12 protein-coding genes are annotated in these 14,107 nt (G+C 63.0%); 5 read left to right on the top strand and 7 right to left on the bottom strand.

Features of this window, described 5'->3' with window-relative positions:
• Positions 1 to 12: 12 nt before the first annotated feature.
• Positions 13 to 894, top strand: a complete 882-nt coding sequence (locus AA309_RS04910) for a ParB/RepB/Spo0J family partition protein (protein ID WP_047187887.1) — start codon at positions 13 to 15, stop codon at positions 892 to 894.
• 787 nt (positions 895 to 1,681) lie between these two features.
• Here the strand turns inward: AA309_RS04910 and holA are convergent.
• The 3 genes from holA to leuS all read right to left on the bottom strand — a co-directional run bounded on the left by holA (position 1,682) and on the right by leuS (position 5,949).
• Positions 1,682 to 2,701, bottom strand: a complete 1,020-nt coding sequence (gene holA, locus AA309_RS04905; protein ID WP_047187886.1) for a DNA polymerase III subunit delta — start codon at positions 2,699 to 2,701, stop codon at positions 1,682 to 1,684.
• Positions 2,702 to 2,804: 103 nt separating this feature from the next.
• Positions 2,805 to 3,341, bottom strand: a complete 537-nt coding sequence (locus AA309_RS04900) for an LPS assembly lipoprotein LptE (RefSeq protein ID WP_047187885.1) — start codon at positions 3,339 to 3,341, stop codon at positions 2,805 to 2,807.
• Positions 3,328 to 5,949, bottom strand: a complete 2,622-nt coding sequence (leuS, locus tag AA309_RS04895; protein ID WP_047187884.1) for a leucine--tRNA ligase — start codon at positions 5,947 to 5,949, stop codon at positions 3,328 to 3,330. Before leuS ends, AA309_RS04900 begins: the two co-directional genes overlap by 14 nt.
• 127 nt (positions 5,950 to 6,076) lie before the next feature.
• Here leuS and AA309_RS04890 point away from each other — a divergent pair, with 127 nt between their 5' ends.
• Positions 6,077 to 6,760 carry a YggS family pyridoxal phosphate-dependent enzyme gene (locus AA309_RS04890; RefSeq protein ID WP_047187883.1) on the top strand — a complete coding sequence of 228 codons (684 nt, stop codon included), beginning with the start codon at positions 6,077 to 6,079 and terminating at the stop codon, positions 6,758 to 6,760.
• A gap of 91 nt (positions 6,761 to 6,851) precedes the next feature.
• A complete protein-coding gene (locus AA309_RS04885) occupies positions 6,852 to 7,805 on the top strand; it encodes a DNA-methyltransferase (protein ID WP_244470263.1) in 954 nt (317 codons plus the stop codon).
• 7 nt (positions 7,806 to 7,812) lie between these two features.
• On the opposite strand, the gene AA309_RS04880 is transcribed toward AA309_RS04885, so the two are convergent.
• The gene (locus AA309_RS04880; protein ID WP_047187882.1) at positions 7,813 to 8,346 is read right to left on the bottom strand and encodes a L,D-transpeptidase family protein; all 534 of its coding nucleotides are present in this window, start codon (positions 8,344 to 8,346) and stop codon (positions 7,813 to 7,815) included.
• Positions 8,347 to 8,563: 217 nt separating this feature from the next.
• On the opposite strand from AA309_RS04880, the gene AA309_RS04875 reads away from it, so the two are divergent.
• Both AA309_RS04875 and AA309_RS04870 read left to right on the top strand, forming a co-directional pair.
• A complete protein-coding gene (locus tag AA309_RS04875) occupies positions 8,564 to 9,250 on the top strand; it encodes a response regulator transcription factor (protein WP_047187881.1) in 687 nt (228 codons plus the stop codon).
• A gap of 4 nt (positions 9,251 to 9,254) precedes the next feature.
• Positions 9,255 to 9,749 (top strand): cyclic nucleotide-binding domain-containing protein, encoded by a 495-nt coding sequence (locus tag AA309_RS04870; protein WP_047187880.1) that lies wholly within the window; start codon positions 9,255 to 9,257, stop codon positions 9,747 to 9,749.
• 102 nt (positions 9,750 to 9,851) lie between these two features.
• Here AA309_RS04870 and AA309_RS32855 read toward each other — a convergent pair whose 3' ends face one another.
• The 3 genes from AA309_RS32855 to AA309_RS04855 form a co-directional block, all read right to left on the bottom strand.
• Complete coding sequence (locus tag AA309_RS32855; protein ID WP_160310402.1) at positions 9,852 to 11,930, bottom strand: methyl-accepting chemotaxis protein; 2,079 nt, start codon at positions 11,928 to 11,930, stop codon at positions 9,852 to 9,854.
• A gap of 133 nt (positions 11,931 to 12,063) precedes the next feature.
• On the bottom strand, positions 12,064 to 12,876 hold the full coding sequence (gene xth, locus AA309_RS04860) for an exodeoxyribonuclease III (protein ID WP_047187878.1): 813 nt from the start codon (positions 12,874 to 12,876) through the stop codon (positions 12,064 to 12,066).
• 123 nt (positions 12,877 to 12,999) lie between these two features.
• Positions 13,000 to 13,956 carry an outer-membrane lipoprotein carrier protein LolA gene (locus AA309_RS04855; RefSeq protein ID WP_047187877.1) on the bottom strand — a complete coding sequence of 319 codons (957 nt, stop codon included), beginning with the start codon at positions 13,954 to 13,956 and terminating at the stop codon, positions 13,000 to 13,002.
• Positions 13,957 to 14,107 lie beyond the last annotated feature (151 nt).

Below are 14,107 nucleotides of genomic sequence, written 5' to 3'. Positions count from 1 at the left end.
TTGAGACAAACAATGGCAAGAGAAGCGAAATCACTCGGCCGGGGCTTGGCCGCATTGATCGGCGAGGTCGGTGCCGAAATCGGCACTATGCAGAGCAGCAACAAGGGCGGCCAGAAGAAGGTGCCCGTTGAGTTCCTCATCCCGAACCCGCGCAATCCGCGCAAAGTGTTCGAGGATGCCGAGCTTCAGGAGCTGACGCAGTCCATCAAGGACCGCGGTATCATCCAGCCCATCGTGGTCCGGCCCGTGCCGAACAGGAACGATTCGTACGAAATCGTTGCCGGGGAGCGCCGCTGGCGCGCATCGCAGAAAGCGGGCCTGCACGAAGTGCCGGTGGTCGTCGTGAATATCGACGACAAGACCTCGCTCGAATACGCCATTCTCGAAAACGTCCAGCGCGCCGACCTCAACCCGATTGAAGAGGCGGAGGGCTATGCGCGCCTGATGGCCGAGTTCTCCTACACACAGGAGAATCTCTCGAAGATCATCGGCAAGAGCCGTAGCCATATCGCCAACATGATGCGCCTCACCGATCTGCCCGATCCGGTGAGGAAGCTCTTGGTTGACCGCAAGCTCTCCGCCGGCCACGGCCGGGCTTTGCTCGCCGTGAAGGACCCGGTGGCGGTCGCCAAACAGGTGCTCGACGCTGGTCTGAGCGTGCGCCAAGTCGAGGCGATCGCACAAACCGAGAGCACAGAACCTTCCAAGCTCGAGACGAAATCGGCCAAGCCCAAGGTGGAGAAGGATCCCGATACCCGTGCGTTGGAGCGCGTTCTCCAGGACGTCCTGGGGCTTACCGTCTCCATCGACCACAAGGGCAATGGCGGCGAATTGCGCATCCGCTACAAGACTTTGGAGCAACTCGACGGCCTGTGCCGACGGCTGAATCCGTAAAAAATACTTCAATTCAGTGCGCTAATGCTCTTCGTCATCCCCGGCCCTGTGCCGGGGATCCACATCTTCAAGCCACTGCGTTTCCTAGGCGTGGATGGCCACAACGAGTGCGGGCGTGACGGTGGAGGATGCGGCTCGAAAGCAGCAAGTCCATTGCCCCTTCACCCATCACCACTCTCCTCCCGCCGTCATGGCAGGCTCCGGACTTGCTCCGGGGATTGTGCTGGGGATCGGCTCCGGCCATCCCCGTTTGTTCGCATCACCGATGAACCCTCCTCGTCATGGCCGTCCCCGGACTTGATCAGGGGATCAGTCCCGGGGATCCCCGTCTTCACACCGCTGTGGCTCCCAAGACGTGGATGGCCGCAACGAGTGCGCGCGTGACGCGGGACTGCTTGTGGAGCCGGGGCACGGTCCTGCCGGAGGGCTGAACGCACCGCCGCCGGGCAGGAGGTCAGTCGCCCCGTGAGGGATGGACCGCCTCAAGAAGCCGTGCGCGAGGAGCCGTCGGGTTCCACGCTGACATCTCAGACCTCGAGCCGGAGCGCTCCTCGCGCCCCCCTCGACCGCTCACCCTCGGACGGCTCGCAAGCCCCGAGGACGATTCCGCCCGGCTCCATGATATCGTCCTCCGACATTGCCTGCTCCGTGTCATTCCCAGGCCAAGCCGTAGGAATCGGGAAGGCGATCTACGATCAGGCGCTGCGCTCTGGATTCGTTTCTCTCCAATGGCAGCACCATTCCGGCGGAGATGGGGCTGGCAGCTTAGTCTCAACGGAACGATGAATTACCGCCGCGCCATGCGTGCGATGTCGAGAAGGGTCTTGGCCGCAATCGTATCGTCGAGATCCGACAGGCGACGGGTGTCGAGGAGGCTTGCCTGGATGAGGGCGATGGCTGTTTTAAGGCTCTCGCTCGTCCAGCGCTGAAGATGACGCTCGACCAGTGGCTTGCGGCGGAAATGCAGGCTGCGCATGGTTTCCATTACCGCCGGGATTGGCCGTCCTTCCTCCACAGTCAGGCGGGCGGTGAGCAGCATAAGAGCATGGCGAAGCGCCGCGCCCAGTAGCACAGCGGCATTCACGCCTTCTGCCGCCAGGCGCCGTGAGCCGATTTCAAGATTAGTGCCATCGCCACCAAAAGCGGCATCCACCACGGCGTCCATGGCAAGGCTCGATACGTCGCTCATGATCGCATCGACGTCCTCAAGAGTGATCTCGCGTTTTCCATGCGCGTAGAGCATGAGCTTGGAGATTTCGCCACGGGTCGCCAGCCGATCCCCGCCGAGGCTGGCGATAAGGGCCGTGCGAGCATCGCGGGTGATGGAAAAACCGTTGTTTTTCAGGGTCTCGTCGACCACCGTGCCGAGATCCTTGCCCGTATCCGCATAGCAGGGCAGGGCGAGAGCCTTCTGCGAACGCTCGCAGAGGGTGCGCAGGGGCGAGGACTTTTGCAGATCGCCGCCTTCGATAACGATGACTGTATCCGTCAGCTCGCCTTTCAGCACGGCATCCACCGCAGGGGCGATGTTGCGGGAGGTGGATTTCACCCAGATCGCGCGCTTAGCCCCGAACAGGCCGATGGTTCCGGCCTCGTCCGCGAGACGGGCGGGATCCGAGGCGATGTCGTCGCCATCGATGCGAATGAGCTGGAAGGGATCGGCGGGGTTGTCCACCGAGCGCTCCGCGACGGCGCGGGCGCGCTCGTTGATGAGGCCCATGTCCGGGCCGTAGAAGAGGTACACGCCGATGCGCGGATCGGGACGCCGCAGCGCCCCATCCACATCGCCGGCCTTGACAGCAACCATATTAGAGCGTTCCCCGTGGATGAAGGTTCATGGAGAAATCTCTAAGTTATTGAAAAGACGCATTTCCTTTCGCAAAACCGGATCCATTTTTGCGGAAAATGTCTCAGCTGCCGGCGGAGAGCGTCGCCGCCAGACGGGTTTTCACCTGCTCAGCCAAGACCTTAGCGAGCCTGATCTCGGCATCGCGCTGAGCACGCACACTGGCGAAGCGCTGCTGATAGCGGTCATAGCTGGTCGTGGAGGTGGCCGTTCCCTTGGTATAGACCATGTTTCCATCGAGGCTCGTCAGGGTGTAGTTGAGCGTGCCCCCGACGATGGCGGAGCTCGCCCGGCCCGTCTCCGTATCGACGATCGGCGTCGAAAGAGAACGCACGAGGGCCAGCTTCAACACGTAGCGTTTCGGCGTGTCCGAGCCTGAGCCGTTCAAGGCATAGACCAGCTCGCTGCGCAGGTAATGACCCATCACCGCCTGGCTATCCGGCCAGTCGATCTCGGGAACGTCGATGGACGCCAGGACCGTCTGAAGCGACTGGCCCGAGGCCGTGGGACCGTAGAGCGGCTTGAAGCAGGCGGTCAGGCCAAGGGAGAGGCCCGCCACGACAGTCAGCCGGGCCAAGCTCTTGAGATTAAGCGACGACATTCACGATCCTCTGGGGAACGACGATGATCTTGCGGGCGGGCTTCCCTTCCATAGCCTTTTGCACGGCTTCAAGCGAGAGCACAGCCGCTTCAATCGTGGCCTGATCCGCGTCGCGCGCCACAGTGACGTCCGCGCGCTTCTTGCCGTTGACCTGGACGGGCAGGGTGACCGTGTCCTCGACGAGCAGCGATCGGTCGAGGACCGGCCAAGCCGTGTCGGTCACAAGGCCGGGCTGGCCGAGCGATTCCCAGCATTCCTCCGCCAGATGCGGCATCATCGGAGCAAGAAGCTGCACGAAGATGCGGCCGGCTTCGCCGAAGGCGGCGGAGAGGCCGGGCTCGTTGGCGGCCTTGGCTTGGTTCGCCAGATCCTGCAGGCTGTTGGCGAGCTCATAGAGATGCGCCACGCAGCGGTTGAAGCGCAGGCGCTCCACATCCTCTTCCACCGCAGCCAAGGCCTTGTGCGCGGCCTTCCGGACGGCAAGGCCGATCGGACCCTCAGCGGCAGCGCCGTTACCGCCGTTTATGCGGTCGGCGAGATCGCCGATGAGACGCCATACGCGCTGCACGAAGCGGCCGGCGCCCTGCACGCCTTCCTCGGTCCAGATCACGTCGCGCTCGGGCGGCGAGTCGGAGAGCATGAACCAGCGGGCCGTGTCGGCGCCGTAGGAGGCGATGATCTCGTCCGGATCGACCGTGTTCTTCTTCGACTTCGACATCTTCTCGATGGAGCCGATCTCGATGGGCTCAGCCGTTTCCACATGGAAGGCCTTGCGCGCGTTGCCTTGGGTGTCGAAGCGCACGTCGCTCGGCAGCACCCAGGCGCCGCTCTGGTCCTTGTAGGTCTCGTGAACCACCATGCCTTGCGTGAACAGGCCGGCAAACGGCTCGTCCAGGCCTGCATGGCCGGTCTTCTTCATCGCGCGGGTGAAGAAGCGGGAATAGAGCAGGTGCAGGATCGCGTGCTCGATGCCGCCGATATACTGATCGACCGGAAGCCAGGCATCGACCGTGGCGCGGTCGGTGGGCTTGTCCTCGAGGGTCGGATCAGTAAAGCGGGCGAAGTACCAGGACGAATCCACGAAGGTGTCCATGGTGTCCGTCTCGCGGCGGGCCGTCTTGCCGCAGGTCGGGCAGTTCACGTGCTTCCAGGTGGGGTGACGGTCGAGTGGGTTGCCCGGCACATCGAAGGACACGTCCTCCGGCAGCACCACGGGCAGCTGATCCTTCGGTACAGGCACGACGCCGCAATCATCGCAATGGATGATCGGGATCGGACAGCCCCAGTAGCGCTGGCGCGAGATACCCCAGTCGCGCAGGCGGAAATTCACCTTGCGCTCGGCCACCGGACGGTTGTTGCGCGTCTCCTTTTCGAGGCGCTTCGCCACCTCTTCCTTCGCCTCGGCGATGGTCATGCCATCGAGGAAGCTGGAATTGATCATCCGGCCCTCACCGTCATAGGCGGTGTCGGTGATGACGAACGTGTCCGGGTCGACGTCTGGCGGGCACACGACGGGAGTAACGCCGAGGCCGTACTTGTTGACGAAGTCCAGATCGCGCTGGTCATGCCCCGGGCAGCCGAAGATGGCACCGGTGCCGTATTCCATCAGGATGAAGTTCGCGACGTAGACGGGCAGCGCCCAGTTCGGGTCGAACGGATGCACGGCGCGCACGCCCGTATCGAAGCCGAGTTTCTCCGCCTTCTCGATGGCTTCCTGCGCGGTGCCGATGCGTTTGGCTTCCTCGATGAAGGCGGCAAGCTCCGGGTTCTTCGCGGCAGCGGCCTTCGCCAGAGGATGATCGGGAGCGACCGCCATGAACTTCGCGCCGAAGAGCGTGTCCGGGCGCGTGGTGTAGATCTCAAGCTCGGTCTCGCCGTTCGGAGCCGTTTCGGGCTTGAGCGCAAAACGCACCAGCAGGCCTTCCGAGCGGCCGATCCAGTTGCGCTGCATCAGGCGCACCTTCTCCGGCCAACGGTCGAGGGCGTCGAGCCTGTCGTCGAGATCCTGCGCAAAATCGGTGATCTTCAGGAACCACTGGGTCAGCTCGCGCTGCTCCACGAGCGCGCCGGAGCGCCAGCCGCGGCCGTCAATCACCTGCTCGTTGGCGAGCACGGTGTGATCAACCGGATCCCAGTTCACCTTGGCGGTCTTGCGGTCGACGAGGCCAGCCTCGAGGAAATCGAGGAACATGCGCTGCTGGTGCTTGTAGTAGCTCGGATCGCAGGTTGCGATCTCGCGGCTCCAGTCGAGCGAGAGGCCCATGCTCTGCAGCTGGGCGCGCATGGTGGCGATATTGGCGTAGGTCCATTCCTTCGGGTGGACCTTGTTCTGCATGGCGGCGTTCTCCGCCGGCATGCCGAAGGCGTCCCAGCCCATCGGATGGAGCACGTTGAAGCCCTTGGCCCGCTTGTAGCGCGCCACCACGTCGCCCATGGTGTAGTTGCGCACGTGACCCATATGGATGCGCCCCGACGGATACGGGAACATCTCAAGCACGTAATATTTCGGACGCGGGTCGTCGTTGTGGGTCTTGAACAGGTTGCGGTCGTTCCAGACCTTCCGCCATTTCAGCTCGGCTTCCTTGGCGTTGTAGCGCTCGGGCCTCATTTTTCGTCAATCATCCGTCGGTTCGAGATTCAAGCGGCTTGCGCCGCCACGTTGCGGCGGACTAGGACACAGCTCTCCCGCGCGGTCAACGGTTTCGCGCGCGAGAAGACGGCTTTGAGAGGGTCCCATGAGCGAGAACGATGCAGTCGAGGCCTTAAGAGAAGTGCGGGAGGCAATCCGCCGCGCCGCGTCGGACTACGACCGCGACCCCTCGAGCATCACGCTGGTGGCCGTCTCCAAAACCTTCTCAGGCAACGCCATCGAGCCCGTTCTGGCCGCCGGCCAGCGGGTTTTCGGCGAGAACTACGTCCAGGAAGCTAAGGCCAAGTGGCCTGGGCTGCGAAGCCGCTACCCGGATGTGGAGCTTCACATGATCGGGCCGCTCCAGTCCAACAAGGCCAAGGAGGCCGTGGAGCTTTTTGACGTGATCCACACCCTCGACCGGCCCTCGCTCGCCGAAGCTCTCGCCAAGGAGATCGCCAAGCAGGGGAAGAAGCCGCGCCTGCTGGTCCAGGTGAACACCGGCGAGGAGCCGCAGAAGGGCGGTATCGCCCCGGGCGAGGTCGACGCCTTCCTGGAGGCCTGTCGCACGAAATACGGTCTCGAGGTCGAAGGCCTCATGTGCATTCCCCCGGCGGAGGACCCGCCATCGCCCCATTTCGCGCTCCTCAACACCCTCGCCGATCGCCATGGGCTTCAAATTCTCTCCATGGGCATGAGCGCCGATTTCGACGAGGCGATCCAGCTCGGTGCGACGCATGTGCGGGTGGGCAGCGCGATCTTCGGGGCGCGCTCGAAGCCTGCAGCATAAATGATGTGGAGCCGGGAGGGCGGGGGCCGTTCCGCGCTACCGGTGCTCTTGGCACTCTCGTAAGATTTGTTCGGATCCGAAGTAGTTCTCAGTGACGCAAGCAACAGCCAAACGCCGTCGCATCGCTCCAACCGAGGAAGTTGGAGAACGCGCGCTGCCGCTCGATGAGGTGCTTGCCGGCGATTCGATCGAGCTCATCAAGTCTCTCCCTGAGGAGAGCGTGCATCTGATCCTCAGCGACATCCCCTATGGCATCGGCGCCGCGGATTGGGATGTGCTGCACACCAACACCAATTCCGCCTATCTCGGTGCCAGCCCTGCGCAGGCAAAGGCAGGTGCGGTGTTTAAAAAACGCGGCAAGCCCATCAATGGCTGGTCGGAAGCGGATCGTGCGATCCCACGCGAATATTACGAATGGTGCCTCACATGGGCACCGGAATGGCTGCGCGTGTTGAAGCCCGGCGGTTCGGCGTTCGTCTTCGCAGGCCGTCGGCTTGCGCATCGCTGCATTTCCGCGATGGAGGATTCCGGTTTCTCCTACAAGGATATGCTCGCCTGGATGCGTTCGCGTGCGCCGCATCGCGCACAGCGTTTGAGCGCGGTCTATGAAAGGCGCGGTGATGCAGATGCCGCGAAGATATGGGACGGTTGGCGCGTCGGCAATCTGCGCCCAACTTTCGAGCCGATCCTGTGGTTCACGAAACCCTACAAAATCGGAACGACGCTTGCCGACAACGCACTCATCCATGGTGTCGGCGCATATAACCAGGACGCGCTGCTGACATACATCTCAGGCCCTGAGAACGTGCTCGATCTCGGCTTCATGCCGAAGGAAGGCGGGCTTCATCCCACACAAAAGCCCGTGCGCCTGATGCAGGCGCTCGTCGAGCTCACGACGCAGGAAGGCCAGATCGTGCTCGATCCCTTCTGCGGCAGCGGCACGACACTGGTCGCCGCAAAAAATCTCAACCGCTCCTTCATCGGCTTCGAGGCCGAAAGTGCTTATGTCGATATCGCACGTAAGCGATTGAGAGACGCAGGCTGAGCCGCCTCTATCCCACGATCTCGATCCGCGTCTGCGGCCCGATCCGCTCCAAAAGCCGCCGGATCATGCGGGGCTCCACCGCCACGCAGCCTTCGGTCGGCAGAAAGCCGGGGCGGGCGAGGTGGAGAAAGATGGCGCTGCCGCGGCCTCGTCTGATGGGGCCCCGGTTCCAGGCGATGTCGATCACCACATCGTAGAGATGGTCGTCCCGCCACATCTTTTCGTGGCTCGTGGGGCAGGGGAGCGGCACGAGCCTGTTGTAGCGTCGGTCGCGGGCATCGTCCGACCAGCCATCCGTTGGGCGGATAGGCCGCAGCTTCAGGCCCGTGCGGGGGCGGGGGCCCTGGTCGGCCCGGTAGAAGGCCTGCAGCAGGCGAAAGCAACCCGCCGGAGAGGCCCCGTCGCCTTCGCGCTTTGCATGGCTCGTGCCGGAGCGCCCGATGGCGCAGGGCAGAGTGAGATTGCCGGCCTTAAGCCGCCCCCGCCTGTGATCGAGCGGGGAGCGGTGGACACGGATGACATTGACGCGAGTACGCTTCATAGGCAGTGGAAGGGCAGGGCCTGCCCCTTGTTGTCAAGCTGGGAATGACTACTCTAATGCAACGAGCGTGATCTGAAAGCAGAATGCTTGCGCCGGCAGGGCCTTCAAAGAGCCCGGCTGTCCGAGCGGATCATGCCTGAAAGACAGGAGCAGGCGTTGCCTTAGCTCCTTGAAGCCGCCCCAGCGCTAATGCTGTTCATCGTGTGAAGGGTTTGAGATGTCGAATGCCAGCCGCCTCCTCGTCGTGGACGACGATCAGGACCTGCGCGACACCCTGTCCGAGCAGTTGGGCCTCCACGAGGAATTCCAGGTCACCACCGTCGATACGGGGTCGGCCGCCATCGAGGCGGTGAAAGGCGACCGGATCGACCTCGCCATCATGGATGTGGGCCTGCCCGACATGGACGGCCGCGAGGCGGTGAAGGTCATGCGCCAGAACGGTTTCCGCAGCCCGATCATCATGCTCACCGGCCAGGGCTCGGACAACGATACCGTCATGGGCCTTGAGGCGGGCGCCAACGATTACGTGGTCAAACCCTTCAAGTTCGCCGTATTGTTGGCCCGCATCCGTGCGCAACTGCGCCAATACGAGGCGAGCGAGGATGCGGTGTTCCAGATCGGACCCTATACCTTCCGCCCAGGCTCCAAGCTTTTGACCAACGAGAAGGGCTCGAAGCTCAAGCTGACGGAGAAGGAAACCGCGATCCTGCGCTATCTCTACCGCGCCGGCCAGGCGGTGGTAGGGCGCGATACGCTGCTCACCGAGGTCTGGGGCTACAATTCCAACGTGACCACCCACACGCTGGAAACGCATATTTATCGGTTGCGCCAGAAGATCGAGGCCGATCCTTCCAATGCCCGCATCCTGGTGACCGAGCCTGGCGGCTACAAGCTGATTCCATAGAACCATGGCTCTCGACGACGACATCGCGATCCTGTCCCAGGCTCCCCTGTTCAACTTGTTGGAGCGCGATGCCCTGCGTCTCGTGGCCTTTGCGTCGGAAACCCGGAGCCTTCGGGAGAGTGACGTTCTGTTTCGCAAGGGCGACCGCTCGGATGGCGGTTATGTGGTGAGCCGGGGCGCTATCGCGCTCGACGCGAACGAGGACGGCTCGCCCGCGGCCTTCGTCGCGGGTCCTGGTTCCCTGATCGGTCAGGCGGCCCTGTTCACCCGCATCTCCCGGCCCGCCACGGCGAAGGCCCAAGAAGCCTCCACCGTGATCCGCGTCACGCCGAGCCTCATGCGTCGCGTGCTGGAAGAATTCCCCGATGCGGCGGCTGCCATGCAGGACGCCATGGCCGCAGAGCTTGACCGCTTGAGCCAGGGGCTGGAGCGCGTGCGCCAGAAGCTCATCGCCATCGACGGCGAGGAGATCCCGGCGAAACCCTCGGATGACGAGTGAGGGCTCCGAGCGCATCGTTCCACACGATGCGCTCACGTGAGCAATGACGCATCGGATGGATCCCAAAAGTGGATTCCACTTTTGGCTCCGATGCTCTCGCCCTCACGCTGCTTTCACGCCTGACAGGAACGAGCTGACCTCGCGGCTGAGCGTCTCGGAATGGCGCGCCAGGTCCTGCGCGGAGGTCAGCACCTGTGCTGCCGCCATGCCGGTTTCGCCTGCGCCCTGACGCACCTCGTTGATATTGCCGGTCACCGCTTCCGTGCCGCGCGCGGCCTCCTGCACGTTGCGCGAGATTTCGGCGGTTGCCGCACCCTGCTCCTCCATGGCGGCCGAGATCGACACGGAGATCTGGGACATCTCGGCGATCGTGCGGGCGATGTTCTGGATCGCCTGCACGGCCTCCGCCGTTGCCTGCTGCACGGAGCCGATCTGTGCCGATATTTCTTCCGTGGCCTTCGAGGTCTGCGTCGCGAGATGCTTCACTTCGCTCGCCACGACAGCGAAACCCTTGCCGGCTTCGCCGGCGCGCGCCGCCTCGATGGTGGCGTTGAGCGCCAGCAGGTTGGTCTGGCCCGCAATGGTGTTGATGAGCTGGACCACATCGCCGATGCGCTCTGCGGAAGCAGCGAGCGCTTGCACAGTCTCGTTGGTCCGCTGGGCATCCGATACGGCCTGCTCGGCGATGCGAGAGGACTGGCCGACCTGCGAGGCGATCTCGCGGATGGAGATGGAGAGCTCTTCGGTGGCAGCCGCGACCGTCTGCACATTGGCCGAAGTCTGCTCGGCCGCGGAGGCAACGCTCACCGATTGGTTCGTGGTCTGATCCGCCACCGAGGTCATCGACTGGGCAGTGGTCTCCATTTGCGTTGCGGCGGAAGAGAGGCCACTCGTGAGCACCGAGACATTGGCCTCGAACTGCTTCGTGAGCTGATCCAGAACCTGCGCCCGGCGCATCTTCGCCTCGGATTCGATGGCAGCGGCCTCGTCGGCTTCCTTCTTGGCGATCAAGGCTTCCTTGAAGACTTGCACCGCGCCGGCCATGGCGCCGATTTCATCGACACGTTCGATGTCTGTGACCTTCACGCTCGTGTCGCCGCGGGCGAGGGTCTTCATGGTTTCAGTGATGCGCGTGATCGGCGTGGCGAGCGACCGGGCAGCCCACCAGGCACCAGCCAGGGCCAGGACGAGGAGGATGGCAGCGGTGAGCAGCATCCGGTTGCGGGCATCGATGGCGCCCGTGATCATGGCGTCGGCAGGAACCGAGATCGACAGCAGCCATGGCTCGTCGATTCCAGGGAAGGTCACCGGGACGATGGCCCGATAGATCTCCTTGCCCGAGGCATCCTCGATCATCGTGTCTGCGAAACCAGCCGACGATGCCTTGGCCTTCTCCGTCAGTTCGGAGACAACCTTGTCATCGGCTGGTTTCCCGAGAAGTTGCGCGTCCTTGTTGGCAACCCACAATCCTCCTGAGCCGATCAAGCTCACGGTTCCTTCACCGAACGGCTTCAACGCGCCGATGGCCTCCGAGATCTTATTGAGGGCCATATCGGCGGTGATGATGCCAACCGGTTTCTTGTCGCGGCGCACGACGATGCTGACCGTCGACATCAGCACGTCCTCGCCATCGACCTTGTAGGTGTAGGCCGGAACGATCTGGTTGCGGTTTTCGCGCAGGGGCTTGCTGTACCAGTTCTCGATCTCTTGCGGCTTCGTCAGGTTGATGGGTTCGACGGAAACCTTCCGCTCCTTGGTCCAGTAGAAATAGGGGGCGAAGCGGCCCGTCGGGTCCGAATAGGTATCGGCGAGAAAATCCTTGTCGTGCCTATCCAGGCCATCCGGCTCAAAGGCGAGCGTCATGCCGACCAGGTTGGGCTGCGCCTCGACGGATCGCGCAATCACTTCCGCAAGCTCCCCCCGCTCCACCTTCTCATCGTAGATGATGGCTTCGACGGCTGAATTGAGCACTGTCGCGGCCGAAACGGCGCGGCCGATCTCGGATTGGACGAAACCCTTGTACTGGTTGAGGAGCGTATTTGCCGTAACGATTGCCTCGGTCCGGCCTGAGCGCATCATAATCTGCGTGCCCGCGAAGGTCAGAACTGCGCAGGCTCCGATGAACCCGGCTCCTGCCAGCAGCAGAACCCGGGTTTTGATCGAACGTAGTTTGAGAACCATCCGCTTGCCCCCAGACATGGCTTCTTGAATTTATTCGCCTTCTACAAAGCCTGGCTTGTGCCTGGCTTGTGGGGGCAAGGCGTACGTCGTGATCATTAGGCAAAGTGTCCGCGGACATCGTCCGCGGAATCGATCACAGTTCCAGTTCCACCGTCACCGGCGCATGGTCGGAAGGACGCTCCCAGCCGCGCGTGTCGCGGGTCACATCGACGGAGCGCAGCGAGCCCGTCAGCGCATCCGAGATCCAGATGTGATCGAGCCTGCGGCCCTTGTCGGCGGCGGCCCAATCGGGGGAGCGGTAGCTCCACCAGGAATAGATCTTTTCCGGTTCAGGGCGTAAGGCGCGCATGGCGTCGATCCAGCCGGCTTCCTGGCGCAGTTCTTCCAGCGCTTGCGTCTCGACAGGCGTGTGGCTCACCACGTCAAGAAGCTGCTTATGGCTCCACACATCGTGCTCGAGGGGCGCGACGTTGAGATCGCCGACGAGAATCGCGGGACCGGATGTGGGCTTCGCCTTCGAGCCCCAGGCGCGCATCTGGCCAAGAAAATCGAGCTTGTGGCGGAATTTCTCGTTGATCTCCGGATCGGGAATGTCGCCGCCGGCGGGCACGTAGAAATTATGGATCGTGATGCCGGAAGCAGCCTTCGCCTGGCCGAGAGTCACCGTGATGTGGCGCGCATCCTGGCGACCGCACATCTCCATCACGCTCGTTTCCGAAAACGGATAGCGCGAGAGGATCGCAACGCCATTGTAGCCCTTCTGACCCATATGGACGACAAACGGATAGCCGAAGGATTGCAGCTCCTTCATCGGCAGTTTGTCGTTCGGACACTTGGTCTCCTGCAGGCACAGGATGTCGGGCCGCCGGTCCTTCAGGAAGCGTTCGACCTGATCGATGCGCAGACGGACGGAATTGATGTTCCAGGTAGAGACGGTGAGTTTCACGGACAGGTCCTTCGAGAGACCTCTCCGGGCTACGACAGTTTTTCGCCGGAGGGAAGATCGAAAGCCCTGTCCGGTGAAGTGGATGCCGGTTCGCCGTCAGACAAGGCGATCAGCAAGAAGCAGCTATTTGCCGCCGTCGCCGCGGATCTCCTCGTACTGGATCTTGAACAGGTCCTGGTCGATGCGGCGGCCCTTCTCGACCTGGTTCAGCACCACGATAGTCTGGAATCCTTGTGCGTCGACGATGCGCCATTGATTGAGATTCTGCACCTCGGGGTCGAAGAACAGGGTGATCCGGGAGGTGCCGCCGAGCGTGGACGAATCCTCCAGGTTGATGCGTACCGCGTTTGGATCGTTGGTGATGCCGGTGATCTTGATGTCCTGGCCGAGGCTGACCCGCTCGCGCAGCAGGAATTTCAGCGGCGTCTGCGAGATCGAATAGAGATCCTGGGTGGCGAGCTTCCGGTCGCGTACGGCCACCGAGCGACCATCGGCGATCACTTCGAGGGTGGCCGGAGGATCGTATTCGAAGCGCACCTTGCCGGGCCGCTGAAGATAGAGCGTGCCGCCCATCCGCCGCCCGTCGCCGCCAACTTGCGTGAAATCGGCGATGAGGGTGTTGAGATTGGTGAAGTAGGCGTTCGCCCGCTCCACGATGGCGCTGTTCGGCAGGGGCTGGCCCTGACCGACCGGACCCATGGAGGCCGTCACGATGGGCTTCTGCGTGATGGTGATGGGCTCGGCCTCTGAGGGTTGCGCTGTCGATGGCTCAGCAAAAGCCGGCCGGGCCGGGGGCAGGGGCGCAGTGGCGGCCAGCACCTGCTCGGCATTCACCGGCCTGGTGATGGCAGGGCGGGTCGGCTGTGTGACCACATTGACCAGGGCCGGAGCCGTCGCGGTGGAGGAAGCCTGATGGAAGGACGAGGTCGGAAGCGAGGGCGCGGAGGCATTGAATCCTTGGCTGATCGGCCGCTTGGGCGGCAGGATCATGTCCATAGGCAACGTCTGTGCGGCAACCGGCAACGGGCCCGCAAGAGCGGACGCCACGGTCGCCGGACCGACAAAACTGAACAGACGCATTCGAACCTTCCTTCGATAGACACTATAGCCGCAGCTGCGCTTTTGCGCAGCGCCGAAAGACGACGCAGGGCTGCGGCCAAGGTTCCATCTATATAGGCCTAGTCGTCTCCGCCGTGAGGGCTCTCCAGCAGGATTTCGCGTTTTCCGGCGT

This window comes from Microvirga vignae (assembly GCF_001017175.1).
Classification (GTDB): Bacteria; Pseudomonadota; Alphaproteobacteria; order Rhizobiales; family Beijerinckiaceae; genus Microvirga; species Microvirga vignae.
Note: the sequence above shows the minus strand (reverse complement) of the source record. Positions and strands in the feature narration are given on the sequence as shown.

Coding starts and splice junctions, on each gene's coding strand:
- AA309_RS04910 (WP_047187887.1), top strand. CDS start 13: ATGGCAAGAGAAGCGAAATCACTCGGCCGGGGCTTGGCCGCATTGATC.
- holA (WP_047187886.1), bottom strand. CDS start 2,701: ATGGTTGCTGTCAAGGCCGGCGATGTGGATGGGGCGCTGCGGCGTCCC.
- AA309_RS04900 (WP_047187885.1), bottom strand. CDS start 3,341: ATGTCGTCGCTTAATCTCAAGAGCTTGGCCCGGCTGACTGTCGTGGCG.
- leuS (WP_047187884.1), bottom strand. CDS start 5,949: ATGAGGCCCGAGCGCTACAACGCCAAGGAAGCCGAGCTGAAATGGCGG.
- AA309_RS04890 (WP_047187883.1), top strand. CDS start 6,077: ATGAGCGAGAACGATGCAGTCGAGGCCTTAAGAGAAGTGCGGGAGGCA.
- AA309_RS04880 (WP_047187882.1), bottom strand. CDS start 8,346: ATGAAGCGTACTCGCGTCAATGTCATCCGTGTCCACCGCTCCCCGCTC.
- AA309_RS04875 (WP_047187881.1), top strand. CDS start 8,564: ATGTCGAATGCCAGCCGCCTCCTCGTCGTGGACGACGATCAGGACCTG.
- AA309_RS04870 (WP_047187880.1), top strand. CDS start 9,255: ATGGCTCTCGACGACGACATCGCGATCCTGTCCCAGGCTCCCCTGTTC.
- AA309_RS32855 (WP_160310402.1), bottom strand. CDS start 11,930: ATGGTTCTCAAACTACGTTCGATCAAAACCCGGGTTCTGCTGCTGGCA.
- AA309_RS04855 (WP_047187877.1), bottom strand. CDS start 13,956: ATGCGTCTGTTCAGTTTTGTCGGTCCGGCGACCGTGGCGTCCGCTCTT.